This is a genomic window from Sediminibacterium sp. C3 (assembly GCF_000508085.1).
Classification (GTDB): Bacteria; Bacteroidota; Bacteroidia; order Chitinophagales; family Chitinophagaceae; genus Sediminibacterium.
The window spans coordinates 202,606-216,053 of the sequence record NZ_KI669560.1 but is presented as its reverse complement, the minus strand read 5'-3'; the positions used below and the strand labels follow the sequence as shown (position 1 = coordinate 216,053).

Below are 13,448 nucleotides of genomic sequence, written 5' to 3'. Positions count from 1 at the left end.
AAAATTCTAATGATAGTATTGAATCTAAAAGAAAGCAATTGCAAGAAAAAAGAATTCATTAAGTTTGAACTATATATATCATAATCCCAAATCTTATGCAGTTTTTTGGTCAATGTACCATGCTTTTGAAAGCAGAGGTTATTCAAAAATATTTGATTCTGCATTTAATCTTTTCGATATTACCTTAAGAAGAACCCCTGTGGGATTATATTTGGAAGATCAAATTTCTATGTCTCGAAACACAATTCAAGGGTCTTTTTTTCCTACTTTCTATGTAGTTGATTCTAATGATGTTAAATCAACTCTAGAATTATCTGGGAAAAGAAAATACACATTAATTGATTTCTGGTTTCATAATTGTGGTCCTTGCATTCGTCAATTTAGTGACTTTAAAAAAATATATACAAAATTTAGTTCAATTGATTTTGATATTTTAGGAATTTCAATAGATGACGAAATTGATAAAGCTAAATGGTTAAATGCAATTAATAAATATGAACTTCCTTGGCCACAATATTGGGACAAAAATCATATACAGTCTTCAAAATATTCAATAAAGTCATTCCCTACAAATTTTCTTTTAGACATTAACGGAAAAATATTATTTAAGAATATTGAACCAAGATTATTGGAAAACTTTCTATTGAAAAATATTTATCCCAATAAAGCTAATTATTAGCTTTTACTTGATGCATAAATTTAGGAACTATTAAACTTTTGCAAAAAAAAGATACTTCGAAAATTAGACACTTTTGGGCTGAAAGACCTCGAAACCTTAATCAGTTAATATAGCAAATCAAGTTGCTTAAATAGTAGTTTTTATTTCTAAATTATAGCTAATTAAACCAAACATCTTTTTCCAGCTTCAACAAAACCAAATGGATTGCGGTCCTACTTGTTTGTATATGATAAGTAGGTACTATGGTCGTGTGTTTGCATTAGAAAAATTAAGGGAGTTAACAGAGATAGGTAAGGAGGGGGTTAATTTATTAGGTATTAGTGATGCCGCCGAAAAGATAGGTTTTCAAACATCTGGGTTAAAGTTGAATTTTGAAAAATTAATTGAAGAAGCGCCAAAACCCGCAATACTGCATTGGGGGCAAAACCATTTCATTGTTTTACCACCACAAAAGAGGGCTTTTTTTTCAAAGCCAAAAAACATCACAATAGCTGATCCAGCAAAAGGGATTATTACCATCAGCAAAGAGCTGTTCTTACAAAAATGGATAAGTGATAAAAATGAGGATGGAGATTCTACAGGTATTGCCTTAATTCTAGAACCTGGTCAAAACTTTTATAATGCCAATTACGGGCATGATTTTAAAGAGTTAACAAACAACCATGCTAACCAACTATGGGGTTATATAAAGCCACATAAAAAACTGGTATTCCAACTTTTCTTAGGGGTCATGCTGGGTAGTTTATTGCAATTGGTATTTCCTTTTCTCACACAAAGTGTTGTTGATGTAGGTATCAACACTCAAAATATTCAATTTGTATATATTGTTTTATTAGCTCAACTGGCTTTGTTTATTGGGCGTTTGGGTGTAGAATTTATTCGCAGTTGGATTCTATACCATATCAGTAGTCGGATCAATATCTCTATTCTTACGGGTTTTTTGATAAAGCTGATGAAGTTGCCATTGGCTTATTTTGATAGTAAAAAAACTGGGGATATTCTTCAAAGAATGAATGACCATAAACGGATTCAAAATTTCTTGACTGGTACTTCACTTAGTACTTTGTTTTCTCTATTCAATTTGTTGATTTTTTCTATTGTGTTGCTTAATTATAGTGTACTCATTTTTGGTGTTTTTACTGCAGCCAGTGTACTTTATATTTTATGGATTTTAATCTTTTTAAAGAAAAGAAAAGAGCTTGATTACCAGCAGTTTGATATTGCTGCTTCAGAACAGAGCAGTACAATTCAATTGGTACAAGGTATGCAGGAGATTAAGTTGCATGGTAGTGAAAAGCAACAACGATGGCAATGGGAACACTTGCAAGCATCACTATTTAGGGTAGGAATGAAAGGGCTTGCACTGAATCAATGGCAACAAGCGGGTGCTTTCTTTATTAACGAGGGCAAAAATATATTCATCACATTTGTAGCAGCAACAGCAGTGATTCAAGGGCAAATTACCCTTGGTGCAATGCTTGCGATTCAATATATTATTGGGCAATTAAACTCTCCAATTGAGCAAATGATTGGTTTCGTTCAAAATTGGCAATTGGCTAAAATAAGTTTGGAAAGATTGAATGAAATTCATCAGTTGGCTGATGAAGAACCAGTAAATTTGAAAAGTGATGCTTCTTCAGCCTTGGTTACAGAGTTGCCTCAAAACCGATCTATACACCTTCATAATATCAGCTTTACCTATCCAGGCGCTGGTAATGAGCCTGTGCTTAAAAATATTTCCATGCAAATACCGCAAGGAAAAGTAACAGCAATTGTAGGGTCCAGTGGTAGTGGTAAAACCACCTTACTAAAGTTATTGCTTAAATTTTATGAGGCGAAGTCTGGGGATATATATATTGGTGATCAAGCAGAATCATCAGGTTTAAACTTGTCAAATATTAGCCATCGTGCTTGGCGTAAACAGTGTGGTGTAGTAATGCAAGACAGCTTTATTTTTTCTGATAGTATTGCTAAAAACATAGCTGTTGGGGAAGATTATCCCGATAAGGCAAGGTTAAGATATGCTGCAAAAATTGCCAATATCACTTCGTTTATCGAAAGTTTGCCATTGGGCTATAATACCAAAATTGGTGCAGAAGGCACGGGGGTAAGTGCTGGGCAAAGACAAAGGATCTTAATTGCTAGAGCTGTTTACAAAAACCCGGATTTAATTTTATTAGATGAAGCTACCAACGCATTAGATTCCAATAATGAAAGTACTATTTTAAAAAACTTAAACCTGTTTTTCGAAGGTAAAACAGTTGTAGTGGTAGCACACCGCTTAAGCACTGTTCGTAATGCTGACCAAATAGTGGTATTACACAATGGGGTGATTACCGAGCAAGGTACACATGCTGAATTAACAGCAATGAAGGGTGAATATTTTACTTTGGTTAAAAATCAATTAGAATTAGGTGATTAAAGACGAATTATGCCTCAACAAGAAGAATCATATAGTTTAGATGCAATGCTTGAAGCGGCTAATATTGAAAGCTTAGATGAGGCAGATCGTATTTATAGCCATGAGGTTCGTGAAATCATTAGCAGTAAACCTGTATGGATAGTTCGAAATGGCATTGCAATGTTTTTTGTCATTATTGGTTTGTTATTTACGTTAACTTTTTTTATTCAATACCCAGATATCGTTAAAGCACCAGTAAAGATTGTTGGGGATAATTTACCCAAGCAAATTATAAGTAAATCTGAAGGACGAATTGTTTATTTATATGCACTTGAAAATAAAAAAGTAATTGCTGGTGATGTTTTAGCTGTTTTGCAAAGCAATGCTGATTATAAACAAATAATGTTACTTAAAAAATGGCTTGAACAGACAGAACTTCACTTAAAACAAAATAATTGGAATGCGATTAGCCAGTTAGAAACACTCAATCAATTGGGAGATTTACAAAAAAATTATCAAGATATTGCCCAACAAATCTATCAGCTCTCTTGGGCAAAGACTAAAGGGTACTTTAACCAAAAGCGTGATGCCATTGCTCAAGATATTAGGCTGATTAATCAGTCTAAGGAGAATGCGAATAATCAAAAACAATTGATTCTTCAAGATTTAGCAATGCAACAAGGATTATTGGCCATTAATGAAAAAATGGCTAATGAAAAAGTGATTGCACCTCTTGATTTAATTAAGGATAAATCAACCGTATTATCTAAGAAACAACAATTAGTTCAAGTTGATGCTGCGGATATTACTCAGTCCGCAAATATTGTTGCCAAGCAAAAAGAATTATTGGAAATTCATAAGCTAAATGCGGATATCCAACAAAATTTTATTGCAGCTCTCTTTAATACCAAAAGTGCGTTGGCCGAATGGGCAAATCGATACATATTAGTTGCTAGTGAAACAGGTACTTTGCAGTTTGCCAGTTACTTTCAAGAGAATAGTTGGATCAAAACGGGACAAGAGCTCTTTTATATTATTCCAAAGCAACCCACCTATTTTGCAGAGCTGATTGCATCTCAACAAAATTTTGGAAAATTAAAGCAAGGTCAACAGGTGAATATTGCACTTAATAGTTATCAACGAAATGAATTTGGTGTGTTAAATGGCACCATAATGAATATTCCACAAGTACCCTATAAAGACACCAGTTTTTTGATAAAGGTTAAACTCAATAACGGCTTACAAACGAATTATCAAAAGACCATTCATTTTAGTAATAGTTTGACTGGAACTGCAGATGTCATTACAGCGGAAGCTAGTTTAGCCGATCGGTTATTGTATCAATGGAGGGGATTGTTTGCAAGATAGTTTTGGGGGGTAAAAATACCCCCCGGTTATATTTTTTTAATTAAATATAATACTTGAAGTTTACTGCACTCAAAAAATACATAAAATACTTTTAATTATTTTCTTTCAAGAGGAAGAATTATCATATTTCTTTTCGATTAGTACCCGAAAAGAACAGTCAAATGGTACTACACTTAATTATGAATAAGTGGTTTGGCGAGCCAACAATCTGCTGATGCTTAAAGCTGCAGGAATTTAGTTACTTAAAATTATTCAAAAATGAAACAGAAATTCGAAAAACTAGGTTCAGTTTTATCAAGAAAAGAAGCCAAATTAGTTGTCGGTGGAGAAATAACAGATGGCTCCAATGGCGCCCCTTGTTTAACTGACTATACACTTGATTGTTCCGCAAATTCTGCATGTTGTTCTAATAAGTGTGAGAGAAACGGAACCAACACTGGTACATTGTGTATGCCTTAAACTATAATTTTTGAGCTGCACCATTTGTGCAGCTCTTTTTCTTTTTAGATTTTATATTATGAAAAAAAAATTTCTTTTTTGTTTTCTGTTAATTTACTCAATAGCTTTTGGTCAAAAAAAGGTTGATGGTTCCCGTTTTAAAATAGTTGGATATCTAAAAGGACAAGAAAATGGGATTGTTGTACTGAGTTATTTAAATTTTGAAGGAAAATTCATTCATGATACTTGTAAACTAAATAAGGGGAGGTTTTTATTTACTGGCAAAATCAAAGAACCCACGAATGCCTATCTAGACGGCAATATAAAATCTAAATCTATCAATGACCCGAACACAACTGATTTTTTTATTGAGCCATCTATGATGAATATATCCCTATTGGTTGATAACTTTAAGAAGGCGACAATAAGCGGATCTAGTGTTCAAAATGAAATGTCTAGACTTCAAAAGTTTAAGGATAGTATATACGATAATATGGGAATCAAATTACTTGAAACCGAATATAGTAATGCTATTGAACTGCTAAATAAATCAAAAGAGAATATTGTGCTACAAGAATTAGCTAAGAATGCGTTTGATAAGCTTATTCCGTACAGAGACAAAATTAAAATAATCGATTTTGATTATATTGAAAAGAATCGAGACTCTTATTTAAGTGCATACTTATTGCGTTATTATTTTTCATCACTTTCTGTTGACTCGCTTGCAAAATTTTATGATAATTTCAGTTTTAAAATTCAACAATCTGTTTTTGGTGATTTAGTTCGTCAACAGATTGTCCTTAAATTAGGTGCCGGAGTTGGGAGTAAGGCTAAAGTCTTCTCAATAAACGATATTAATGGCCGACTCTTAGATGTTTCAAAATTAATTGGCAAGAAATATATACTATTAGATTTTTGGGCAAGTTGGTGTTTGCCTTGTAGAAAGGGTAGCCCTTATTTAATTGAGTTATATAAAAAATATCAGGATAAGGGCCTAGAAGTAATTTGTATAAGTTCTGATAGAAATAGTGAAGATTGGAAAAAGGCTATCGAAAAAGATAAAACTAGCCTTTTTTATCACATACGTGATAATTTAGATATTGGTGAGTTTCAAAAAGGTAATATCAATCAATTTAATGTGAATAAAGAATATGCAATATCTGTCTTGCCAACTAAGATTCTCATTGATACAAATGGAATCATAATTTTTCGACAGGAAAATGACGATGACACTCAATTAACTGAACAGCTTCGTAAAGTATTTAGATTTTAAGTACCATGATTTGGATTTATAATTTAATTATCATTTTGTTTGTCAGGAGCGTTAGAATATACCACTACCACTTAAGATAATGAATATGAGACTTATACTTTTTCTATTGCTTCTCTTCTTTTTTAGTTGCCGTTCAATCCAATACAAAAAAGACTATATCAATAAAAGAGGTGAACGAGTTTTTACTGATTACAATAATAATCGTACAATTATATTTTCAGGAGAAGCTGCTAAATTAAATGCCATACTAAGGAAAGATCAATTTCTTGACACTGTTTCCTTTCGAGAATTGAAAAAAAGAATCAATTTATACGAAAGATTTATTGCTTTACATCCTGACTCCACTTATGTTAAACACATTGACTTTCCTCAGAAATCAACTCAAATTGACTCGTTTTATATAAACAAGAATAAAATAAAGTACTTAAAACGAAATAAGATTAAATCTCCCAATATTCATTTGAGTACAAATTAATTTTATGGAATTCTCCCATTATTGCATCTTAACATAGTTTAATGCAAGTCTTGAAGAAACTAAAAAAAAAGAATTTCAAATAAGCCTTAGCTTATTCACCAATACTATAAAATAAACTGCCCTCTTAAACCATCGAATAGGTATCGTATTGAATAAATCTCAGTTAAAATGTATCAGATGAAAGCACTTCTTTCTTTTTTATTTGTATTATTCACTTCTTACTTAGTAGCTCAATTCTCCCCAAAGCCATTTACTATATACGGTAAAATAAAAAATCAATCTTCAGGTTTTATTAAATTAGAATATATAAATTATGAGGGCGAATATATAACAGACAGTGCTGAGGTTATTAACAAGTCTTTTATTTTCAAAGGGTATATCCCACATCCTATAAATGCAGATATTTATGGTGATAGGGCTTTCAAAAATACCAGTGACATTAATTATAGTTCCATTTTCATAGAACCGGGTATTATGAACCTTGTTTTGGAAAAAGATAAATTTAAAGATTTAAAACTTAGGGGCTCTAATACGCAAAATCAAATTGATTCGCTTAATAATACCTACCAACATAAGAAAATAGTAGATTCTTTGGATAAACGCATTTTTTATTTTGATTTGGCATATAAATATGATCCAACAAAAATTCAATTTAAGGATAGTTCAAGAAAAATTAGACTGCAATTAGACCCTTTTTATCGTGATATTAATATACGAACTGAAAATTATGTCCATAAAAATATTAACTCCTATTATAGTGCTTTTTATTTGCAAATCCTCCTTCACCGACTTCCACTTGACACTGTAATAAAAACATTTAATTCATATTCTATTGAAATTCAAAATAGTTATTATGGTCAAAGAATCGCAGGCAATATAAGAGCGATTCAAGGAGGTAGTCCAGGGTCAAAAGCAAAGAATTTCAATACCATTGATATCAACGGCGATTTTATCTCTTTAGAGCAGTTTAAAGATAAAAATTATGTTTTGTTAGACTTTTGGGCTACTTGGTGTAAACCATGCAGAGATGAATCTCCCTTTTTAATAGAGTTGCATACAAAATTTAAATCAAAAGGTCTTGAAATTATAAGCATAGCCAATGATGATGAAAGAAAGGAAGCATGGAAAAAAGCTATTCAAGATGACAAAACTGGAGCTTGGAGGCATATTTTACAAGGTGCAGGAACCGTATATGATTTTGGTAAACTATATAGTATTCAACCAATTCCAGCCAAACTACTTATTGGGAAAGATGGTACTATACTAATGCGTTATGAAGGAACACAGGGAAATATATCATTAATGGAGGCCCTGATAAAAAATTTAAATAATTCTTGTTTAGCCGATACTTACATTACACTTATCTAACAATTAATTATGACCTTTATTTATAATCATTTTATACCTTAATTTATTTTTAATGAAAATTACAAAGGTCATTTTACTCTCATTTTTGATTTTAGTAACCTTGCATTGCAATTCTAAAAAAATAATAAACCGCCAAATGACAATTATTGGCGATTTAAAGAATTGTCCAAATGGTACAATTTATTTGGTGCAACAAAATGTACAGACATTTACGAGAACTAATGTAGATTCAACTATTTTAGTAGATGGAAAAATTTTTATTTAAAAAATCAGTTGAAGACCCATTAAGTTTTTACAGCTTTAATGTAGTTGACAAAGAAGGCAATAAAATACTCTTTCATTTCAAAACGAACAAAACCTATAATAGCGGAAAGTATTTTTCGGAAAATTTTATGCCAGCAGATTCTGTATTAGTAACTGGAAAAATACAAATTTTTGAACCTAAGAATATGGAGCTGCCAAGCAAAATAAAATTGGTTTATCCTGATACTATGATTGTAGCAGGAAAACAAACGGATGTAATGTTTAATGTGAGTTTGCCAAATAGTAAAGAAGTGTCTGATGAATTGTTTCAAGAAATCACAGATACAATCTCAAAGTATAATTTTTCATATTATCTTCTAAATGAAGTTTACAATAACCGAGGAAATTTTACAAAAGAACAGATTAATACTTTGATTAGACTTTTTGACAAAGAGGTGCAGACTCATGGATTGGTATCACAATTGAAAAAAAGCCTTGAATTGCGAAACGGAAAAAGTTTAACCAATGTTTCATTTATGAGCAGCGATAGGAAAATGAAAAAGCTTCATTTCAGTCAATCAAAACTTACAATGGTTATTTTATGGGCAAGTTGGTGCGGACCATGCAGAAAAGAGATACCTTTCTTAAAGCAACTGCATGAAGCATTTCCTGTTAATTCTGGGCTAAAGATGGTATCAATTTCTCTAGATCGTGATTCTTCAGCATGGCGAAAGGCGCTACTTGAAGAAAAAATGTCTTGGGATCAATGGGTATTACCTGAAAATTTGAGTGAGTACACCCGTGAAATTTTCAAACACAATGGTTCAATCCCCGCTACCTTATTTTTGAATTCACGTGGGGAAATCCTTGAAAAATTTTCAGGATTCGATGAAACGACCATGAATAAATACCGCAACATCATCCAAAAAAACTTAATCAATTAAGCGTTTGATGCTTTTTTAAATCTAAAGTTAGCTTGGTTTGCCTCCGGCCATCCTTCCCGCTTGCATTACCCAAGATACTTCGCTGCGAAAAGTGCGGATTTTTTGTTGGCGTATGCGGTTTGTCTTCGTTTGAGTTTCAAAAAGATTTTGCATAGGTTTTGGAATTATTTTGACTCTGCCAATTTTAATGGCATAGAATCAAATAGACATTTGATTCTATGTTTTAAACTTTTTTATGAAGAATATCATTATTCTATTTAGCTTATTTCTATTTATTAAGTTTACTTATGCACAAGCCGTAAAAACTATTAAAATTTCTGGTAAAGCCATTAATTTTAACAATTCTGTTGAAGTGGAAGATATGACTGAGTTTAAGGACATTAGCTTATCCTCTAGCGAACGAATTTTTGTTCCTGATTCAAACCAAAACTTTTCAATTCAATTTAAAATAGGAATACCTGGCTATTATCGTATAGGTCGAAATATTATATATATATCACCGGGTGATGATATTAAAGCGTCCATTGATTGGAAAAATCCCACTAAAGCTATTTTTAGCGGTTCTCGTCAAATTGAAAATACTTATTTGAAGCTTACACCATTTCCGAAGGCGGGATCTTTTTTAGATGGCGAAACGGGTATCCAATCCTCTATCGCAAAAACAATTGATTATATTCTCATTAAAAGTAAAGAAAGAAGCCGGCAATTGGATAGTATTCAAAGAATTGTTTCACCTGAATTTTACCAATTAGAATCCATTAGGATTAAAGCGGATATTATCAATAGCTTTATGAGTTTACCTACTTATTATAGTTGGGTTCATAAGATTTCAAAAGATAGTGCTTTAATTATTCAGCAACAAAGTGATTCTTTAACTAGGCCAATCATTGCAAAACTTTCAAAAGGTTTAGTTGATCCTATTAATTTGAAATTAGTGGTTTATCGAGATATATTAAAAACAATCCTCCAAAATCAACCTTCAACTTTTTCGATACCACAGAAAATAAATGATTGGTTTAAGGCAAGTGCTATTAAGCAGAAAGCTATTACGTTGAATAATAAAAATGACCTAATAGCTTTAAATAAAGGAATTGATTCAATTAATTCAGGTGTGTATAAAAATGCCATTTTATCTACCATAGCTCAGTTAACTCAATTAAATCAGGGCGACCCAGCAATTGATATTCTATTGATAAATACGGATAATCAAACTATTCCACTTTCCAACTTTAAAAACAAAGTAATTTACTTAGAGTTTTGGGCAACTTGGTGTGGGCCATGTTTAACCGATAAACCCAAAATGGAATTATTAAAACAACTATTTAAAAATGATGATTCCATAGTATTTTTATCCGTTTCCATTGATGACAACCTTGATGCATGGAAAAAGTATTTGATTAAGCAGGGTGTATCCAAAGATGAGTTTATTGTTGACCGAAACAAACTTTCTAATTACAACTTACTTTCTGTGCCAAGGATGATTTTAATTAATAAAGACTTTACTATTGAACAATTGTATGCACCAAGTCCTGGTGATAAGCAACTCATTCCTTTGTTGACTAAAATGAGACTAAAACCATAGTTTTAATACATAAACCCAAATAGCCATAACGGTATTTTGGTTCCAATTCCTATTTCAATTTCATCTGCTACAATGATGTGTTTTTCAGTTGCTTTCACTTGTTTAGCCGTTTTATTTTTTCCGCCTACTTCTATATGATAGCCTTCTGTCAAGAAATCACCTTCTTTAGGCGCAGATACAACCAAACCAGCATTTTGCAATTGATTAAAGAGAAATGTCTCCCTTAAATTACCTATATCTGGGGAACTGGTTAATGCGTATGATAGATTCGTATTCTCTAAATAGATTTTTTCCGGTTTTTGCAAAGTTGAAATTCCTTTCCCCGAGGCTTGTAAGGTGTTGATTATTCTTGCCTGTGTTAGCTGAGATATATAAGTATAAAGACTGTCTCTACTTATGTCTAATTTTTGCGCTAATGCACTAATATTTGGTTTGAATGGAACCGACTCTGCAATTACAGCAATTAATTTTTTCACTTTTAGCGCAGTGCCTGGTCCATAAGATGCAATAAATGCTAAATCTGTTTCAATTACTGCATTGATGATTTGATTCAGCTTTATAGGATATTCTTTTTCACCTTCCGCTGTAATGGGCAAATAACCATACTGTAAATATTTTTTGAATAGCGGGAGGGGGTGTAGGTCTTCTGTTATTTTAGCTGCTATTTGGTGATGATTTTTTAGTAAGTCTTTAAACGAATAAGCTTTTAATTTTGTTGTGTTGAAAATTCTATGAACTCTCTAAATGATAATCCTGCTAAGGTATAGTGAATCACTCTTCTGCTTAAATCGGCTTCTCCTCTATATATATCTAGTGCACTTGAGGCGGAGAATATTATTTTTAAATCGGCAAACCCATCGTAAATATTTTTTAATTCTCTTGACCAATTCGGATACTTATGAACTTCGTCAATTATTAAAATACGCCCTCCCATTTTATACCAATCTTCTGCAGTTTCTAGTAAAGAGTGATTATAAAACCATGTATGATCTGCTGTTACATACAGCGCATTTGCTGGTTGTTTTAAATCAAATTTTAAATATTGTAGTAATAAGGTTGTTTTGCCAGAACCCCTTGGGCCTTTAATACCAATCATTCGTTGGTTCCAATTAATATTGGCATGAAGGTACCTGCGAAAATTATTGTGAATGCCTTTTAATAAGCCAGCCTGAAAACTAAATAGGGTTTCCATAAATGTCGTTTGTATTCGACAAATATACTATTAAAATGTCGAATATAAACGACAAAAATTAATTAAACCTCAATTTAGTCACCAATTCTTTAAAATAATCTGGCCCCCAAATCTTAAGAGCTGTATCGTTTGGTATAAAGCGAATAATGTCTTCCTTTATGGCTTCAAATGAAACAGTGTTGATTTTTGATAGCAGCAGTTCTTTAATTTCTTTTTCTGTAATACTTGAGTTTCCCCAATCTCCTGAATCATTCGCTCTTAATGCAAAATGTGAAAGATTTAATGGCACGCCTTTTTTAATATACCATTCTAAATCGTACCAGTCTCTTCCTTTCACTCTTTGCTTCCATTGTCTAAACAATAATGCGTGCATTTTTCCTGCAAATAAATGCGGAAGGGTAAAGCATTTTACGTAAAATGAATAAGGACGTAAAAGAAGTTTTTCTTCAGTTTCAAATCCTAAGGGTGGGTTAGTGTCAACTTCAATTTTGATTTTAATTCTTGGCGATAGGTCTAAACCAAGTTGAGGAATCATCTTTTCAAGCACCAGTTCTTTTTCCTGCACACTCACTTTCATACCTACTGCTTCAAATTCCTGTAACATTCCTTCAAAATATGGCTCCAAGGAAAAAGATTGGTTTGTTGCTAATAATGAAAAATCTAAATCTTCAGAATATCGATCTAATCCATGAAAAATTCTTAAAGCTGTACCGCCATAAAATGCAGCTTTCTCAAAAAAACCACTGCGGTTTAATCCCGCCAAAGCAACATCTTGCATTATCTCGCGTAATGCAGATTCAGCTTCGATTCTGTTTTTAGGTTGGTATTGTTCTAGCCACTCTTTAATCATAATTGTTCGATCATTTTTATTAGTATAGCTAAACTGCTCCGCTTAGGTGAGTCAACTATCCAACTTTTCATCATTGCTAAGTTTAATTTTTTTAGAAGGGTTTCTTCCATTCTATAATCTTCTATCAGTAAATCTCTTGCTTGGCTTGTACTCCTAATTACAATACCTGAAGTCATGATGATTTTATCGAACAATGCTTTTTCAGGGGATGCAATCATTACCATTTGCTTAGCACTAAGCGCGATGCTTTGAATGCCAAATGTATAATACGGTGCTTTGGCATGTACATAATTAAAACGCCCTATTGTTGTTTTAAATATTTTGGTTGGCTTTAGGGTAATAGAACTGATTTCATACACTCGTTCTGGAATCATTCCCCAATAAGACAAGGCCGATTCTAGTGAAATATAACTCGGCCCCCATAAGTGATTCGCGATTAAGAATGGATCTGGTGGATTTAAATGACTATTGGGCCCAGGCATATATAGCCCTCTTTTAATTGAGGTCAATACATTTTGCTTAACCAATTCATTGATTTTATCATTGGGCCTCTTATACTCCCTAAGTAAGTCCAATACCAATTGTCTGGTGATTGGCTCTTCTTCAAATGCTTTAAGGGCATAAATAAAATCCAT

General features: G+C 32.3%; 12 protein-coding genes. 8 read left to right on the top strand and 4 right to left on the bottom strand.

Annotated elements, in window-relative coordinates:
* Positions 1-64 precede the first annotated feature (64 nt).
* From F777_RS15215 to F777_RS0100930, 8 genes are all read left to right on the top strand, one after another.
* Positions 65-679, top strand: a complete 615-nt coding sequence (locus F777_RS15215) for a peroxiredoxin family protein (protein WP_152530823.1) — start codon at positions 65-67, stop codon at positions 677-679.
* A 160-nt stretch (positions 680-839) separates the two neighbouring features.
* Positions 840-3,101 carry a peptidase domain-containing ABC transporter gene (locus F777_RS0100965; protein WP_037368992.1) on the top strand — a complete coding sequence of 754 codons (2,262 nt, stop codon included), beginning with the start codon at positions 840-842 and terminating at the stop codon, positions 3,099-3,101.
* Between the two features lie 9 nt (positions 3,102-3,110).
* On the top strand, positions 3,111-4,448 hold the full coding sequence (locus tag F777_RS0100960; protein ID WP_026750406.1) for an HlyD family efflux transporter periplasmic adaptor subunit: 1,338 nt from the start codon (positions 3,111-3,113) through the stop codon (positions 4,446-4,448).
* 258 nt (positions 4,449-4,706) lie between these two features.
* Positions 4,707-4,907, top strand: coding sequence for a hypothetical protein (locus F777_RS17855; protein ID WP_152530822.1), 201 nt, complete (start codon positions 4,707-4,709; stop codon positions 4,905-4,907).
* Between the two features lie 58 nt (positions 4,908-4,965).
* Entirely contained in the window at positions 4,966-6,159 is a 1,194-nt protein-coding gene (locus tag F777_RS0100955) for a TlpA disulfide reductase family protein (protein WP_026750405.1), read from the top strand.
* Positions 6,160-6,811: 652 nt separating this feature from the next.
* The gene (locus tag F777_RS0100945; protein WP_161631461.1) at positions 6,812-8,002 is read left to right on the top strand and encodes a TlpA disulfide reductase family protein; all 1,191 of its coding nucleotides are present in this window, start codon (positions 6,812-6,814) and stop codon (positions 8,000-8,002) included.
* A gap of 245 nt (positions 8,003-8,247) precedes the next feature.
* A complete protein-coding gene (locus tag F777_RS0100935; protein ID WP_026750401.1) occupies positions 8,248-9,189 on the top strand; it encodes a TlpA family protein disulfide reductase in 942 nt (313 codons plus the stop codon).
* A 235-nt stretch (positions 9,190-9,424) separates the two neighbouring features.
* On the top strand, positions 9,425-10,771 hold the full coding sequence (locus F777_RS0100930) for a TlpA family protein disulfide reductase (protein ID WP_026750400.1): 1,347 nt from the start codon (positions 9,425-9,427) through the stop codon (positions 10,769-10,771).
* A 2-nt stretch (positions 10,772-10,773) separates the two neighbouring features.
* Here F777_RS0100930 and F777_RS18120 read toward each other — a convergent pair whose 3' ends face one another.
* The 4 genes from F777_RS18120 to F777_RS0100915 all read right to left on the bottom strand — a co-directional run bounded on the left by F777_RS18120 (position 10,774) and on the right by F777_RS0100915 (position 13,448).
* Complete coding sequence (locus F777_RS18120; protein ID WP_201767551.1) at positions 10,774-11,367, bottom strand: ATP-binding protein; 594 nt, start codon at positions 11,365-11,367, stop codon at positions 10,774-10,776.
* A 110-nt stretch (positions 11,368-11,477) separates the two neighbouring features.
* Entirely contained in the window at positions 11,478-11,963 is a 486-nt protein-coding gene (locus tag F777_RS18115) for an ATP-binding protein (RefSeq protein ID WP_201767550.1), read from the bottom strand.
* A 58-nt stretch (positions 11,964-12,021) separates the two neighbouring features.
* On the bottom strand, positions 12,022-12,813 hold the full coding sequence (locus tag F777_RS0100920; protein WP_026750399.1) for a nucleotidyl transferase AbiEii/AbiGii toxin family protein: 792 nt from the start codon (positions 12,811-12,813) through the stop codon (positions 12,022-12,024).
* Entirely contained in the window at positions 12,810-13,448 is a 639-nt protein-coding gene (locus F777_RS0100915; protein ID WP_026750398.1) for a type IV toxin-antitoxin system AbiEi family antitoxin domain-containing protein, read from the bottom strand. Before F777_RS0100915 ends, F777_RS0100920 begins: the two co-directional genes overlap by 4 nt.